The sequence below is a fragment of the Ruegeria sp. I3 genome (assembly GCF_056532525.1).
Window position 1 is genome coordinate 135,674 of sequence record NZ_JBQFNI010000004.1, and the last position, 15,622, is coordinate 151,295.

General features: G+C 58.8%; 15 protein-coding genes. 6 read left to right on the forward strand and 9 right to left on the reverse strand.

Annotated elements, in window-relative coordinates:
- The first annotated feature begins 144 nt into the window (after positions 1–144).
- Together ACR0L9_RS12920 and ACR0L9_RS12925 are read left to right on the forward strand one after the other, a co-directional pair.
- Positions 145–603: an NUDIX hydrolase gene (locus tag ACR0L9_RS12920; RefSeq protein WP_170511319.1), complete on the forward strand. Its 459-nt coding sequence runs from the start codon at positions 145–147 to the stop codon at positions 601–603.
- A gap of 89 nt (positions 604–692) precedes the next feature.
- A complete protein-coding gene (locus tag ACR0L9_RS12925; protein WP_170397220.1) occupies positions 693–2,171 on the forward strand; it encodes an inorganic phosphate transporter in 1,479 nt (492 codons plus the stop codon).
- A 61-nt stretch (positions 2,172–2,232) separates the two neighbouring features.
- Here ACR0L9_RS12925 and ACR0L9_RS12930 read toward each other — a convergent pair whose 3' ends face one another.
- The gene (locus tag ACR0L9_RS12930) at positions 2,233–3,207 is read right to left on the reverse strand and encodes a 2-dehydropantoate 2-reductase (protein ID WP_480895818.1); all 975 of its coding nucleotides are present in this window, start codon (positions 3,205–3,207) and stop codon (positions 2,233–2,235) included.
- 65 nt (positions 3,208–3,272) lie between these two features.
- Positions 3,273–4,238 (reverse strand): pirin family protein, encoded by a 966-nt coding sequence (locus ACR0L9_RS12935; RefSeq protein WP_170424227.1) that lies wholly within the window; start codon positions 4,236–4,238, stop codon positions 3,273–3,275.
- Between the two features lie 256 nt (positions 4,239–4,494).
- Between ACR0L9_RS12935 and ACR0L9_RS12940 the strand changes: the two genes are divergently transcribed.
- The gene (locus tag ACR0L9_RS12940; protein WP_170397223.1) at positions 4,495–4,983 is read left to right on the forward strand and encodes a peptidase associated/transthyretin-like domain-containing protein; all 489 of its coding nucleotides are present in this window, start codon (positions 4,495–4,497) and stop codon (positions 4,981–4,983) included.
- A 6-nt stretch (positions 4,984–4,989) separates the two neighbouring features.
- A complete protein-coding gene (locus ACR0L9_RS12945) occupies positions 4,990–5,586 on the forward strand; it encodes a ferric reductase-like transmembrane domain-containing protein (protein WP_480503800.1) in 597 nt (198 codons plus the stop codon).
- 27 nt (positions 5,587–5,613) lie between these two features.
- Here the strand turns inward: ACR0L9_RS12945 and ACR0L9_RS12950 are convergent, their stop codons facing one another.
- Genes ACR0L9_RS12950 through ACR0L9_RS12960 form a run of 3 tightly spaced genes read right to left on the reverse strand, consistent with a single transcriptional unit; the run spans position 5,614 to position 8,156 of the window.
- The gene (locus tag ACR0L9_RS12950) at positions 5,614–5,958 is read right to left on the reverse strand and encodes a 5-carboxymethyl-2-hydroxymuconate Delta-isomerase (protein WP_480895819.1); all 345 of its coding nucleotides are present in this window, start codon (positions 5,956–5,958) and stop codon (positions 5,614–5,616) included.
- Positions 5,959–6,014: 56 nt separating this feature from the next.
- Positions 6,015–6,941, reverse strand: coding sequence for an ornithine carbamoyltransferase (argF, locus tag ACR0L9_RS12955; RefSeq protein ID WP_170404219.1), 927 nt, complete (start codon positions 6,939–6,941; stop codon positions 6,015–6,017).
- 27 nt (positions 6,942–6,968) lie between these two features.
- Positions 6,969–8,156 carry an aspartate aminotransferase family protein gene (locus tag ACR0L9_RS12960; protein WP_170404221.1) on the reverse strand — a complete coding sequence of 396 codons (1,188 nt, stop codon included), beginning with the start codon at positions 8,154–8,156 and terminating at the stop codon, positions 6,969–6,971.
- Positions 8,157–8,450: 294 nt separating this feature from the next.
- Between ACR0L9_RS12960 and ACR0L9_RS12965 the strand changes: the two genes are divergently transcribed.
- Complete coding sequence (locus ACR0L9_RS12965; protein WP_480895820.1) at positions 8,451–9,341, forward strand: DMT family transporter; 891 nt, start codon at positions 8,451–8,453, stop codon at positions 9,339–9,341.
- Here the strand turns inward: ACR0L9_RS12965 and ACR0L9_RS12970 are convergent.
- Positions 9,323–10,126 (reverse strand): ABC transporter permease, encoded by an 804-nt coding sequence (locus tag ACR0L9_RS12970; RefSeq protein WP_170397238.1) that lies wholly within the window; start codon positions 10,124–10,126, stop codon positions 9,323–9,325. The two genes, ACR0L9_RS12965 and ACR0L9_RS12970, sit on opposite strands and share 19 nt — an antisense overlap.
- A gap of 126 nt (positions 10,127–10,252) precedes the next feature.
- Between ACR0L9_RS12970 and ACR0L9_RS12975 the strand changes: the two genes are divergently transcribed.
- Positions 10,253–10,822: a GcrA family cell cycle regulator gene (locus ACR0L9_RS12975; RefSeq protein WP_170397240.1), complete on the forward strand. Its 570-nt coding sequence runs from the start codon at positions 10,253–10,255 to the stop codon at positions 10,820–10,822.
- A gap of 214 nt (positions 10,823–11,036) precedes the next feature.
- On the opposite strand, the gene ACR0L9_RS12980 is transcribed toward ACR0L9_RS12975, so the two are convergent.
- The 3 genes from ACR0L9_RS12980 to ACR0L9_RS12990 all read right to left on the reverse strand — a co-directional run bounded on the left by ACR0L9_RS12980 (position 11,037) and on the right by ACR0L9_RS12990 (position 15,454).
- Positions 11,037–11,933, reverse strand: coding sequence for a hypothetical protein (locus tag ACR0L9_RS12980; RefSeq protein WP_170799870.1), 897 nt, complete (start codon positions 11,931–11,933; stop codon positions 11,037–11,039).
- 175 nt (positions 11,934–12,108) lie between these two features.
- Positions 12,109–13,185, reverse strand: a complete 1,077-nt coding sequence (locus ACR0L9_RS12985; RefSeq protein WP_480895821.1) for a DUF2235 domain-containing protein — start codon at positions 13,183–13,185, stop codon at positions 12,109–12,111.
- Positions 13,163–15,454 carry a xanthine dehydrogenase family protein molybdopterin-binding subunit gene (locus ACR0L9_RS12990; RefSeq protein WP_480895822.1) on the reverse strand — a complete coding sequence of 764 codons (2,292 nt, stop codon included), beginning with the start codon at positions 15,452–15,454 and terminating at the stop codon, positions 13,163–13,165. The genes ACR0L9_RS12985 and ACR0L9_RS12990 overlap by 23 nt, the downstream gene beginning before the upstream one ends.
- Positions 15,455–15,622 lie beyond the last annotated feature (168 nt).

Here is a 15,622-nt window from a genome sequence, read left to right on the forward strand (position 1 = left end):
GCACAAATTGCTGCAAAAATACACGAAACACTGAAAGTTCAGGCCATATTTTGCGGTTATCCGAGGGCGGTATTGTTAACTCAGCAATACATGATTATGTAACTTCTTCGAATTACAAAAAGAATACGCCCGAGCAGGCCTGACATGACGACATGGATACGCAACATCTGGGAAGAGGTCGCGCGACCGCTGATCCAGCGCCCAAGCCGGGTGCAGGTTGCTGCGTTGTGCACCCGCAAGGCAGGTCCCGGTGACGACGTTCTGTTGATCACCAGTCGGGGCACCGGACGCTGGATTATCCCCAAAGGCTGGCCCATTGATGGGCTCAACGGGCCGGAAACCGCATTGCGGGAAGCCTGGGAAGAGGCTGGAGTGCGCGCGACTGAGGTGCAGAAAGATCCCGTTGGTCATTACTCTTACGACAAAAGGTTGGATGACGGCACGGCGTTGCCGGTTATCACCAGCGTTTATCGGATCGAGGTGACCGGACTGGCGGATGTATTCCCGGAATCCGATCAGCGTAAGCGCTGCTGGGTGTCCCCGAAGGTGGCCGCCGAACGCGTGCAAGAGCCGGAATTGCGCGACTTGCTACTGCAATTGTAACAATATTGTAAAAAACTGATGACAAAGGTTGCCGCGCCCATTGGAACCGTTTAGCGGCGGGCATCATTCAAAACAGCCGTTGTGAACCGATGTCAGACCACCCCACCAAAGCCCGTTGGCACGCACTGGACCGTGACCTACAGCGTATCTCGCGCGTTGAGCACGCCAATGCCCAAGTATCGCGTCCTCTGTTGGCCCCCGGAATTGCACTGGCCTTTATCGCGCTGGCAGGTTTGGCTGCGGCGCTTCTGTTCGGACGGGCCGATGGTGGCGTGATCGTTGTCGCAGCTGCGGCATTCGGCGCTTACATGGCGATCAATATCGGTGCCAACGACGTGGCCAACAATATGGGCCCGGCAGTGGGGGCCAATGCTCTGACCATGGGCGGAGCCATCCTGATTGCCGCCATCGCAGAAAGCGCAGGCGCATTGCTGGCAGGGGGGGATGTGGTTTCGACCATCTCTAAGGGCATCATCGATCCGATGTCGGTGCAGAACAGCAATGTGTTCATCTGGGCGATGATGGCGGCCCTGATATCGTCCGCACTGTGGGTCAATCTGGCTACCTGGGTCGGGGCACCGGTTTCGACCACGCATTCGGTGGTCGGCGGCGTGATGGGTGCCGGCATTGCTGCGGCGGGCCTAAGTGCGGTGAGCTGGGGCACGATGAGCGCGATTGCCGCCAGTTGGGTGATCTCACCCGTTTTGGGCGGGATGATTGCAGCCGCCTTTCTGGCATTGATCAAACACAAGATCCAGTATCAGGACGACAAGATCGCGGCAGCGCGGCGCTGGGTGCCCATTCTGGTTGCCGTGATGGCAGGGGCGTTTGCCACCTACTTGTCGGTCAAAGGCCTGAAGCGGATCGTCAAAATTGATCTTCAATTTGCCCTTTTGATCGGCCTGACCTTTGGCGGCCTGGTCTGGGCTGCGACGGTACCGTGGGTCAAGCGCAAGTCTGAAGGGTTGGAGAACCGGACCCGGTCGTTGAAGACGTTGTTTGGCCTGCCTCTGGTGATTTCGGCCACATTTCTGAGCTTTGCGCATGGGGCCAATGATGTGGCCAATGCGGTGGGTCCACTGGCGGCGATCGTGCATGCGGCCGAGTTCGGAGATTTTGCCACGAAAGTCTCGATCCCGACATGGGTCATGGTGATCGGCGCGTTTGGCATCTCGTTCGGCCTATTCCTGTTCGGTCCCAAGCTGATCCGTATGGTCGGCAGCCAGATCACCAAGCTGAACCCGATGCGGGCGTTCTGTGTCGCGCTATCGGCGGCGATCACGGTCATCGTCGCCAGTTGGCTGGGTCTGCCGGTCAGTTCGACTCATATCGCGGTTGGGGCCGTCTTTGGTGTTGGCTTCTATCGGGAGTGGCATGCAGAACGGCGGTGGAAATACTCGAACCGCCAGCGACCGGCAGAGCTGCGACTGGCGCGCGAGGAACGGCGGCGGCGCAAGCTGGTGCGGCGGTCGCATTTCATGACCATCGTGGCGGCCTGGGTGATCACGGTACCGGCAGCGGCAGTGATGTCGGCGCTAATTTTCTGGGTTTTGACTGCGTTCGCTTGATCGGATTTTGCGAGGCTCTGCCTCGCGCTCCGAGGTATTTTGGGCCAGATGAAGAGACGGATCAGGTTATGATCTGGTCGACTGTGAGCGGCGTGTCCGGTGATTGGTGGATGAGTTGAGAGACTCGGCTATTGATCGGGGTTGGGATCGCGTACTGTTGGCCGAGTTTGATGATTTCGCCCTGTAGACTGTCGATTTCGGTCGGGCGACTCGCCGTCAGATCATAAGCCATCGAGGTGCGCGCGTTTGGGTCGATGGTCAGCATTTTTGCCGCAATTCGTGTAAAAATTGGCGTTGGCAGACGTAGAATGTGCGGTGTCATCCATGCGGGTAGTGGCGTTGTGGAGGTGGCCTCGATCTCGGCGACTTTCAAAACACGCTGCGCCTCGGCCATCTGATCAGCCATCAGGCGACGCCAGTTTCGGTCGAGCAGTTGGTTTTGCAAGGTCAGGCCGGACAATGCGTTCAATGCATTGTTGAGGTTGATCACCAGCTTACCCCATTGCACTGCCTCGATCTGGTCGCTTTCGCTGACGGGTAGATCTGGGGCGCTTAGGCGTTCAGCCAGAGACCGGGAGCCACGCTCGATGACGATCTCGCCCGATGTGGCGCGGTGATAGGTTGCCGGGCCCGTCGGCACCACGTTGAAGGGCACCATTCCAGCCCGAACGTCGCGTCCGGGAAGAGCGGTGCGCAGGGTGCGGGCGTTCTCGAGCCCATTCTGCCAAGACAGAACCGGGGCCGTTTCCGTGGCGTGTGCGGCGATCAGCGTTGCCATCTCGGCGGTCGCGCCTGTTTTTACCGTGACGATGACTAACTCGGCATCCCCAAGACAGGCAGGGTCTTCGCTGAGCGTGAGTTGTACGGCGGCGACGTGACGATGCAGGTTCGAGAAATCTGTCACCGTCAGCCCTTGTCCCCGGATGGCGTTCAGCACCCGCGCGCGACCCAGCAGTGTCACGCTGTGTCCAGCTGCGGCCAGCAATGCGCCGCAAAAGCAGCCAATGCTGCCTGCACCGGCGATGACAATATTCATGGCTTACCTCCGCTGTGCCTCCAAGGATCGCCGGGATCGTTCAACGGAGCCAGCGTGACGTGAGGTCAGACGCGGGCGCGTCTGGGTCGGGTGCGTTCGAGGTCTTCCGAGATCGGAATGAACTCCTGATCATCACCGGGCGGCAGGTGGAAGGCGCCGTTCGCCCAGTCGGCAGTTTTCCATTCGCGTGTGGCGGTTTCTATCTTCTCCTTCGAAGAGGAGACGAAGTTCCACCAGATGTAGCGATCTTCGTTCAGGGTCGCGCCACCCAGCAACAACAGCCGCGCACCCAGTGGTCCGGCCTTCACGGACAGGTGATCGCCGGGGCGGAAGACCATCATGCGACCCGCCTCGAAGCTGTCGCCTGCGATCTCGACCGAGCCTGTGGTGACATAGACACCGCGATCCTCGTGATTGTCGGGCAGCGGGAAGGAGGCACCCGGTTCGAGCTGGACGTCGAGATAAAAGGTCTCGGACAGCATGGTGACCGGGCTGGTTTCGCCATAGGCCGAGCCCAGGATGAGGCGGGCGCTGACGCCTGCATCCTGAATATGAGGCAACGCGCCCTGTTTGTGGTGTTCGAAATCGGGAGCCATATCTTCGTGCGTTTCGGGTAAGGCGATCCAGGTCTGGATGCCAAACAGGCTGTGTTTCTTGCCGCGTGTTTGGTCACTGGTACGTTCGGAATGGGTCACGCCACGCCCAGCAACCATCCAGTTGACCTCGCCGGGATAGATCATCTGATGCGTGCCGAGACTGTCGCGGTGTTCAAACTCGCCCTGATATAAATAGGTCACGGTACCCAATCCGATATGGGGATGCGGCCGTACGTCAATACCGCCTTCGGTGATAAATTCGGCCGGACCCATTTGGTCGAAGAAGATGAAGGGGCCGACCAGTTGCCGTTTGACCGAGGGTAGCGCGCGGCGCACCTCGAACCCGCCCAGATCACGGGCACGGGGGATGATCAGGCTGTCCAGCGCCGGGTTCTCGGACCGGCAGTCGGGTGTATGGGTCGGATTCCAGCTCATTCTCGCTCTCCCTTAGGTCAGGATCTGGCTTGGGCTTCAATATGTTTGATTATGTGGAATATAGTATGATTTATTGTCGGGCATAGCGCATGAGTGCACATATACAGTGCAGGATGGGCGGAAACGGCGGCAACGCTCACGTGACGGTGATGAAATGACCCGATCTTCAGACCAGCTTAACTCGGCTTTCGCAACAAACGTGCTAGATTGAGTGTCAGGCCAGACACCATGCCCGTTATCGAAAGGAGCCCTCTCGATGTCGCACGTTCTTCTTACCCGCCGCAGCGCGTTGGTTACGGCGGGCTGTTTTGCAGCGCTAGGCACGGCCGGGCTGACCACGCCCGCGCGGGCGCAGGGCGTTGCACCGACCCCGTCCATGCGGGGCGGATCGAACAACTATCGCCCCGGCGCCCCTATTGTGCAGCGCATCGGCGGCGGAGGTTTCTGGATGACCGGCACCGTGCGCCGCGCAGGCGACGGTGCCCCCTTGCCCGGCCAACGTATCCAGATCTGGGCGCATACGACCGAGGGGCACGAGCGCGACCAGCGCAGCCATGGGGCGACGCTGACGGATGCGAACGGTGAATTTCGGCTTGAGATGCCACAAATCGTGCCCGCCTTTGGCCAACCGCACGGGCATCTGGCCTATGACAGCGGCGAATTCGAAACGGTTTTCCTACGCCCGGTGATGTCGAGCGCGAAGGATAAAACGCTTGCCGCGCATTTCGTCTTGCAGCCTGCCTGATACGTGTTGAGGCGCATACTGATCTGGGCAGCGTTGATTGTCGCCCTTCTGGTGCCGGTTATCGCGGCAGCATTCAGCCCTTATCTGGCGTGGCGCGAGCCGATCTACATCCTAGCCGGGTTTGCGGGCATCGTCGGGATGTGCCTTCTGCTGATGCAACCCTTGCTGGCCGGACGCTGGTTGCCTGGGCTTTCACCTGTGCGCAGCCGCTTATGGCACAGGCGGTGCGGTCTGGCCCTTGTCGCAGCGATCGTAATCCATGTGGGCGGTTTGTGGATCACGAGCCCGCCGGATGTCGTGGACGCGCTTCTATTCGTATCAGCCACACCCTTTTCCGTCTGGGGTGTGATCGCGATGTGGACGGGTTTTGCTGCAGCAACGATGGGCGTTCTGCGGCTACGCCTGAACCTGCGATTTCGGCTCTGGCGTCTGGGTCACGCCGGACTGGCAGTGGTGACCATACTGGGCAGTGTCGTACACGCCCTGATGATTGAGGGCACGATGGAGATCATGACCAAGATCGCATTGTGTGTGCTGGTAGTTCTGGCGTGCGTCGCTACGCTCGCCAGATTACGGGTCTGGGAAGTGTCCCGACGCGTTTAGTCCTCCCATACGCATACCGGGGCCGCGTCAGGCTGACAGGCGTTTGGCATAGGTCGCGCGATCTATTTCAACATCCCGCACGGTGATGCTGCCGACCGTGGGCGCAGACGCAGCCAGAACATTCAGAATGATCGCGTTCAACTCGGCGCGCGTTGCCCCATCTCGGCCTTGCAACAACAAGAGCGTGGCATGAATGAAGGTCTGCGGTTCGGTCCCGATGCGGAAATACGGAAACGAGGTGGCACGGATTTTGAATGTTGGGGCATCGAATTCTTCATGCGCGGCGAGCTCGGAATAGAGCTGCTCACAGATGGCTTGAAAATCATGAGTTTTTTCGAGCCCGGCAGAGAATTCCAGAGTGATGTGTGGCATTGGTTGCTCCGAGATTTAAGAGAGCCATCTATGGCTCTCCCAGATTGCTGTCGGCCTCAGACGCCCAGACACCAGCGCATCACGGCTTTTTGCGCATGTAGGCGGTTTTCGGCCTCGTCAAAGATCACCGAGTTCGGGCCGTCCATGACCTCGGATGTGGCCTCTTCTTCGCGGTGCGCAGGCAGGCAGTGCATGAACAACGCGTCTGGCTTGGCATGCGACATCAGCTCGGCGTTGACCTGATAGGGGCGCAGCATGTTGTGGCGGCGCTCCTTCGCGGATTGAGAATCGTGCATTGAGACCCAAGTATCGGCGACCACGAGGTCGGCCCCTTCAACAGCTTTGTGCGGGTCCCGTTCGATCACGATTTTCGAGCCCTTCTGGCGTGCAAGCCCCATGAATTCTTCTTCCGGGTCCAGCTGCGCCGGGCCGGTGAATGTCAGGTCGAAACCGAATTGACCGGCGGCATGCAGAAATGAAGCGCAGACATTGTTGCCGTCGCCGGTCCAAACGACCTTTTTTCCTGCGATGGGGCCGCGATGCTCTTCATAGGTCAGCACATCGGCCATGATTTGGCAGGGATGTGTACGATCGGTCAGACCATTGATGACGGGAACGTCCGAGTATTCGGACATCTCGGTCAGGATGGTTTCATCAAAGGTTCGGATCATGATCATGTCGACATAGCGCGACAGGACCCGTGCAGTGTCGGCGATGGTCTCGCCATGGCCCAGCTGCATGTCCTTGCCGGACAGTACCATGGTCTGCCCGCCCATTTGGCGCACGCCAACATCGAAGGACACGCGGGTCCGCGTTGATGGCTTTTCAAAGATCAGCGCAACCATGCGGCCTGCCAGAGGCTGCTCGTCGTCGGGGGCGGCTTTGGGACGCCCAAGGCGCGCCTGTTTCATCGCGCTGGCCTGATCGATCATGTTCCGCAGATCACCTGCGTCAGTTTTGTGGATATCAAGGAAGTGGTTCATTTTAATTCACTTTTTAATCAGGCGAGTTCAGGCCGAAGCCATTGCGTTTTCGACTTGTGCCGCAGTTTTCTCGAGGCGGATCAGGGCTTGTGCGATGTCATCCTCGGTGAGGGTCAGCGGCGGCAGCAGGCGGATCACGTTATCTGCGGCGGGGACCGTTATGACCTCGTTGTCATAGCCAGCGTTGACCACGTCGATATTGGCGGGTTTGCATTTCAGGCCAAGCATCAAACCTGAGCCGCGCACCTCCTCGAATACTTCGGGGTGGTCCGCGATCAGGCCTTCGAGCTTCTGACGCAGCAGGCCCGCCTTGCGATTCACCCCTTCGAGGAAGGCCGGAGTGGCGACCTGATCGATCACCGCGCAGCCTACAGCGCAGCCCAAGGGGTTGCCGCCATAGGTCGAGCCGTGGGTGCCTGCCGTCATGCCGCTGGCGGCCTCTTCGGTGGCCAGAACCGCACCCAGAGGAAAACCGCCGCCGATGCCTTTGGCGACCATCATGATATCCGGCGTGATGCCGGCCCATTCATGGGCAAAGAGTTTGCCGGTCCGCCCAACGCCGCATTGGACCTCATCGAGGATCAGCAAAAGGCCGTTATCATCGCAAATCTGGCGCAAGGCTTTCAGCTCTGCATCCGGAACTGGGCGGATGCCGCCTTCGCCCTGAACCGGTTCGATCAGGATGGCTGCCGTGGTGTCGGTGATAGCGTTGGTGACACCGTCGAGGTCTCCGAATGTCAGATGGACAAAGCCTGGCAGCAGCGGGCCGAAACCTTTGGTCATTTTCTCGGACCCGGCGGCGGCGATACCCGCCGATGACCGGCCATGGAATGAGCCGTCGAAAGTGATGATCTCGACCTTCTCGGGCTGACCTTTGTCATAGAAATACTTGCGGGCCATTTTGACGGCCAATTCGCAGGATTCGGTGCCCGAATTGGTGAAGAACACAGTATCGGCAAAGGTGTGTTCCACCAGCTTGTCCGCCAGTGCCTGCTGTTGCGGGATGTTATAGAGGTTTGAAACATGCCACAGCGCATGCGCCTGTTCCGTCAGGGCCGCCACCAGCGCCGGATGTGCATGACCCAGCGCGTTCACCGCTATGCCCGCGCCCAGATCCAGAAAACGTCGGCCATCCGCCTCGGTCAGCCAGGCGCCTTCGCCCTTCACGAATGTCAGGGGCGCGCGGTTATAGGTCGGCAGAACGGACGGGATCATCGGATCATCCTTTTCGAATAGCTTGAGCCCTGTGAGTGATACACTGGGGCCATGGTCGTCAACTGATTTGGTGGGGTTTGCGCGGATTTGGACAGCGCAAATGGATCAAACGGGCCGGTTATGCGGTCAGGCGTCGGCGTCGGAGGCGCAGGATATGTGCGGTATTGATCATGTGAGGCCGTATAGCGGGGTGCACCGGGTCTGAAAACCCCGTTTTTGCGATCGGGGCAAAAATCATTCTGAGACCGTGATTTACCGCTTGTCATTTACCCGACGCTGGCGCACGGCTGAACCATGACACCGATACGTCAGAATCCTGCCCTTGCGGCCCTGCTGATCCTTGCGGCCAGCGCCCTTCTCGCAGGGACCACATTGCTGGCGAAAGCACTCGGGACGGATGTGCTTGGCCCCGCCCTGCATCCGATGCAGATCAGCCATGGACGGTTTCTGTTTGCCTTTCTGGCAATCGTGACGGCCGTCGGCATCATGCGCCCCCGCCTGAGCCGCCCGCATTGGGGTCTGCATATCGGACGGACAAGCTTTGGCTGGCTGGGGATCACGCTGATGTTTGCATCCGTTGCTTTCATACCGATTGCGGATGCGACGGCGATCTCGTTCCTGAATCCGGTCTTTGCCATGATGTTGGCGATCCCGCTGCTGAAAGAAGGTGTCGGCCCGTGGCGCTGGTTGGCCGCCATCGTGGCCTTGATCGGTGCTTTGGTTCTGTTGCGTCCGACGCCCGCTAGCTTTCAACCCGCTGCATTACTGGCCCTGACCGCAGCAGTGATAATTGGGATGGAACTGATCTTTATCAAAAAGCTCTCGGGCCGAGAAATACCAATCCAGATTCTGCTGATCAACAATGCGATGGGTCTGACCATTGCGACAGTCGCGGTAAGTTTCGTTTTCCAGATGCCGACGCCTCAGCAATGGGCGGCGCTGGCCTCGATTGGTGTGCTAATGGCCTGTGCGCAGGCTTGTTTCGTCAACGGAATGGCGCGGGCGGATGCCTCTTTTGTGGCACCGATCAGCTACGCCACCCTGATCTTCGCTGCCGTCTACGATTTCGCGGTATTCAAGGTGATACCGGATGGGATCAGCCTGATCGGCTCGGCCATCATCCTGACCGGAGGTCTGATTCTGGTCTGGCGCGAGGCGATACACCGTCAGGCCTTGAGCCGGTAGCCGGTGCGCAACATCTGCCAGGTCAATCCTCCAACCAACAATGTCGCGCTGGCGCAGATCGCCATGCCCAACCAAGGAGAGCTGTCGGACACGCCGATCATCCCATAGCGCAACCCGTCTATCAGATAGAAGACCGGGTTCGCATGGCTTAGCCGATTGAGCACTGGCGGCAGCGCCTGCACAGAATAGAAGGTGCCGGACAAGAAAGCCAAAGGCGTGACGATGAAGTTGGTGATCGCCGCCATCTGGTCAAACTTGTTGGCAAAAATCCCGGCAAAAAGCCCAAGCGCGCCCATGAACGCGCCACCTAAAACCACGAATATCAGTGCGATCAGCGGGTTCTGCGGCACGATGCCCAGAACCAACGCCAGAGCGATTGCGACAACAAGGGCGATCAGGATACCGCGGGCGATGCCTCCGGCCAGATAACCCAACAGGATTTCCAGCGGCGATAGCGGCGGCATCAGCGTATCGACGATATTGCCCTGAACCTTGGCGATCACCATCGATGACGATGTATTGGCAAAGGCGTTCTGAATCACGGTCATCATCATGATGCCCGGTGCCAGAAAGGTCAGAAACGGCACCCCCATCACATCCGGTCGGCTGGGACCAATGGCAATGTTGAAGATCAGCAGGAACAGGCCTGCCGTCACCAGCGGTGCCAGCAGGGTCTGCGTCCACACGGCCAGAAAGCGCAGGGTTTCGCGCTGCGCCAGTGTATAGAGACCCATCCAATTCACCGCGCCAAAGCGGCGTGCGTCGTGATCCATGAGATTATGCATGCTCTGCCCCATACCTGATTCGAAGACCGCTTGTAACTCGGGCCGCAGTGTTTAGAATAGGGCGCTGAGATGATTTCCCAAGGCGGCCCGAATCCGGGGCCGCTTTCCGCTTTTGAAAGGCAAATGATGTCCTGGACTGACGAGCGTGTAGAGCTGCTGAAAAAGATGTGGGGCGAGGGCCAGTCGGCCAGCCAGATCGCCAAGGAACTGGGCGGCGTGACCCGCAATGCGGTGATCGGCAAGGTTCACCGTCTGGGCCTGTCGAACCGCGCCACCGGTGCAAGCCCGGCAAAGGCCGAGCCTAAGGAAAAACCGGCCCCAGCGCCCAAGGCCGAGGCCAAACCGAAACCGACACCCAAGACCGAACCGGCCCGTCCGGTACCAGCCCCCGAGGCCAAACCGGTCACCCCGGCCCGTCGCCAGATCATACCCGCCGGCCAGCCGCTGCCTCCGCAACCGTCGGCCAATGAGATCAGCCCCGAGGCTTTGGCCAAGGTCAACGAGATTGAAAAGAAGGCCAAGAAGCTGTCTTTGATGGAGCTGACCGAAAAGACCTGCAAATGGCCTGTCGGCGACCCCGCGACCGAGGATTTCTGGTTCTGCGGCCTGCCCGTCGAGGCAGGCAAACCCTATTGCGAAGCGCATGTGGGCGTGGCGTTCCAGCCGATGAGCTCGCGCCGCGACCGTCGGCGGTGATTGGGAACACAAGAACCTAAATCTTTACTATAGAACGTGAAAAGGGCGCAGGCGTTTCGCCACGCCTCTTACCGGAAGCGCTGCATAGTCGGGAACGACACAAGGCGTAACGAGCTTTTACAAAGAAAACACCCTCGCTGAAAACTGCGAGGGTGTTTTAGACTGGAACGCCGGCTGTGCGGGACGAACCGGCCGATTGATGCGCAAAGCGCGTTCAACGTGTATTGACGACAGGCGGGTTTTTGCAACGGCCCAGACAGTAGTGAACTCCCGCGGCCGCGTCAGAATCAAGCTTCTCAGGCACAATTGGTCCCGGGAACATCATGTCGACACAGGCATCCGGATTGGACCTAAAGTAATCCCTAATGCGCCAAGGACCACCCGAGGTTTTCGTATAAGCCCTCCATACAATAGGATCCTTGTCATCTTTCTCGTTGGCTTCCCAATAATTAACGATTTCGATATTTGCACCATGCGCATATAGTTTGCGGTCAAACCCTTCTGCCATGCCTTTCGAAACTTCGAGGCCCGTGGCCTGCGCCGCATCTGGGAACACGTTGTCCTCGTTGGTTAAGTCCTTTTCATCGACCATCGCGGAGGTGGCCTCGATATGGAAATATTGGTATCGGACCTTCTCATTGTCGTTCTGAGCATTGGCTATGATTGTGCGCATGATCACGCATAGGCGCAAATTGCCATCTTTGTAGTGATAGCCCGGAATATTCGTATGGAGGCATTCATCTAGGATCTGACCCTTTACTTTTACATCCCATTTGTTTTGCGTGTTTCTACCTCCTTGCGCGGTTCGAAGAAGAGCTCTGCCGGTGATACCGGACAAACTATTTTTGAACGCACGGCCGCCCCAAATACCCCCGCGGCGCTTAGCACATTTCGCAATGTTCTCTCTCGCGCCACAGTTCATTACAGTTTTGAATTGCTGATCCGTCAGATCGCGTACCGAAACCATTTTGGGATTTCCGGCCCCAAGTCCGCCAACCATGAATTTCTGATCTGGTACATTTTTGAAATCGATTGATCTGACTGTCTTCGGGGGCTTTACCGTTGGTGCACAAGCGCCTAGGAGAATTGCAGCAGAAATGGTCGCGGTCATGATCGAAAGGAATTTTCGCACCTTTGGCTCCAAATAATTGTATCCAATGTGGCACAATAACATGGAAATGGCGCGCAAACGAAGTTTTTCTTGGAAAGCACGAATGGCGCAAAAGGGCTCGAACCTGACATTGAAGTGCCGGTGATCTTGGAACCGCTGGTATATGACTAGCCTTTCACTGCGCTGGATGTGACGGCAAATCCGGCATCGGAACCCAGCCGGGCAGTTCATCGGGTGAGACCGAGACATGCAACTTTTCTGACCGGTCGCGCCCCACCTTTCGATGCTTGCGTAGCAGGAAAATCTTACCCCAGCCGCGCCATGTGCCCACGGATTGCGCATGCGGATCGGTAGGGAAACGGTCGCGCCAGCCCTCGGGCAATGGCAGGTCGTGCAGCTCGGCCTTGTCCAGCATCCAGATCAGGGAGATGTTGCTGAGGGGGCGGGCCTCTTCGAACCCGTTCAGCTGGCCACCAACATCGCCGTGGGTGCCGCGGAACCAAACCTGCTCGATATGGCCTTTGAAGTCAGGCGTGCATTTCCACAGCACCGGCTCGAACACCTCGCGGGTCTCGTCCAGCGCCATGGCGTGATAGCCGTGGCGGGTGGCCGGGCCAAGCTGGTGGTTGTGGAAGGCATGGCGTTCCTCGGCCCAGCGCCAGAGCAGCGGAAGGCGCAGGCCCAGCGCCTTGACCGTGTCCCAGACGCCGACCATCTCGATGGCGACATCTTCGTGACAGAACTCCCGACGAAAGACCGCCGCCGCTTCGCCATTGGCGTTACATTCATAGTGTCGATAGGCCTGTTTGATATTGCGGACAGTGGCGTGTTCGGCCTTGAGCAACCCGATAGCATCGATCACGCCCGCAAGGCTGCGGACCCCGTATGCGCCGCGTGAATAGCCGATGAAAAAGATCTTATCACCGGGTTTGTAACGCGAAGCCAAATAACCATAGGCCCGACGAATCTGACGGTTGATACCCCGCCCCATCATCACGTCCATAGTCGACTTCCAGCTTTCCCACTGCACGCCGGATTCGTAGAAAACCGAAACCTGGCTGCCCATCTCGCAGCACAGACGCAGGGTCTGGCCCGCGTGGGTTTCCCGCCCTGCTTCCAGCGTCGACATGGTGCCGTCAAGAATGATGACATGGCTGACAGGTTCGCGGTGGCGCGTTTCGGCCGAGTGCTCGGACCGCAGAGGCCGTCCGAGCCATCCCAGTACCTTTCTACTCAGCCGCGACAGAACCATGCGTCAACAATTCCCAAACTTTGTGAGGTGTGAAAGGCATATCCGCCTGCCGCACCCCGTGATCCCAGAGCGCATCCTGTACCGCATTCGCCACTGCGGCCAGTGCGCCCACGGTGCCTGCCTCGCCACAGCCTTTCATCCCCATCGGGTTGGCGGTTGACGGAACCGGCGCCGAGGTAAACTCTATCATGGGTATCTCAGCAGCGCGGGGCAAGGCGTAGTCCATGAACGAAGCCGTGAGCAGTTGCCCCTCGGCATCATGAACAACATGCTCGGTCAGTGCTTGACCGATACCCTGCACTACCCCGCCATGCACCTGCCCCTCGGCCAGCATCGGGTTGATAAGATTGCCGAAATCATCCACCACCGTGTAGCGGTCGACCCATGTTTCACCAGTGAAAGAATCGATAACGACTTCGGCAACATGTGCACCATTGGGATAGCTGCGTGCATCTAGCGTGGCGCGGGCTTCGTGATGCAACAGATCCGTGCGTCCGTCCGCGCGCGCCATCTCGGCCGCCTCGGTCAGCGTGGGGGTCAGGTTGGACCCCGGCGCGCGGAAGGTTTCATGGTCGAAGGTCACATCGCTTTCCTCGACCCCCATCTTATCCGCAAGATAGGGCGTGAATGCGGCGATCATCGTATCAACTGTGACCAGTGTCGCGTTGCTTTGGGTCGTGACCGAGCGTGAACCGCCAGTCCCGCCGCCCTGCGCCAGCCTGTCCGTGTCGCCTTGCACAACATTGATCAGGTGTGAAGGAATCCCTGTCTGGTCCGATAGGAACTGGGCATAGACGGTCTCATGCCCTTGCCCATTGGACTGAGTGCCGACATAGAGGTTCACCGTTCCGTCCTCGCAAAACTCGATCTTCGCGCCTTCGGAAGGGTCTCCCAAAATACTTTCGATATAGTAACAAAGCCCCTGCCCCCGGATCAGGCCGTTTTCCGCATCCGCCGCCTTGCGGGCCTCGAAGCCCGTAGTCTGTTCGGCGGCGCGGCTGAGGACCATGTTGAACTCACCCACATCATAGGTTTCGCCGGTTGCGGTCTTATAGGGGAAGGCTTCGGGTCGGATGAAATTCTTGCGCCGCAACTCCCACGGATCAATCCCCAACTCACGCGCAGCACGGTCCATGACGCGTTCCAGCACATAGATCGCCTCGGGTCGCCCGGCACCGCGATAGGCGTCGACCTGCGTGGTGTTGGTGAAGAATCCTTCGACCCGCAAGTAGGTGGTCTGAACATCGTAGACACCCATCAAAACCTTACTGAACAGGCTGGTCTGGATCGCCTGCGCGAAATGGCTGTTATAAGCGCCAAGGTTGATCTTGCTGTGGACCCGGTAAGCAGTGATCTTGTGATCGGCATCAAAGGCGAGCTCCGCCAGTGAGGTCAGGTCGCGGCCGTGGTGATCGGACAACATCGCTTCGGACCGGTCCGACATCCAGTGCACCGGCTGGCCCAGTTTCATGGCAGCAACAGCAACGGTGAAATATTCGGGATAAGGCATCGCCTTCATACCAAATCCGCCGCCGACATCTGGCGTAGTGACGCGGATCGCCTCGGGGTCCAGTTTCAGCTTTTGTGCCAGTTGCGCTTTCATCCCCCAGACACCCTGCCCGCCATATGAGAAATGCATACGGCCACCCGACCAATCGGCCTGACAGCCACGCGGTTCGATCGAGCTCACGATGACCCGGTTGTCATGCACGTTCAGCGCGACGGTGCGCGCCGCTGCATGAAAGGCGGCATTGGTCGCTTTCTCATCACCCAAGCCCCAGTCAAAGGCGCGGTTGTCGGGGGCTTGTGGATGCAAAGGTTCCCCACCCGCAGCGACATCCATCTTGACCGGCAGGTCCTCGGTTTCCATCCAGATCAATTCGGCTGCATCGCGGGCCTGTAACAACGAGTCGGCAATGACGACCGCAACGGGTTCTCCGACGAAACGCACGCGGTCCTTGGCCAGCATGTTCCGCTCGGACGCAGCGCCTTGACTGCCGTCGCGGTTGGCGACTGTAGTCGCGTTCATCACCGTATCGATCCCGGCAGCAGTCAGATCTTCCAGCGTCATGACCAAGCGCACCCCATCCGCTGTACGTGCATCTTCAAGGTCCAGCGACGTGATCGTGGCATGCGCCACCGGGCTGCGAAAGAATGCTGCGAACAGCGCATTCTCGGGCACAGAATCGTCCATGTATTGTCCCTGCCCGGTCAGAAACCGCTGGTCCTCGGTCCGTTTGATGGGCTGGCTTTTGCCGAATTTTTCCATGAGATGATCCTCTGGCTGCCTGAATGCGCGACCCTAGCGTGAAGCAGGACCTTGTCCAGTGGCTGAGAAAATTAACCCCGCACGGTCTGAAAGCGACATTCATGTCTGGAAACAGCGTTGCGCGCCGATCTGGGCCGCGCCTAGGCTGAACCTAAATTCAGTCGAGTG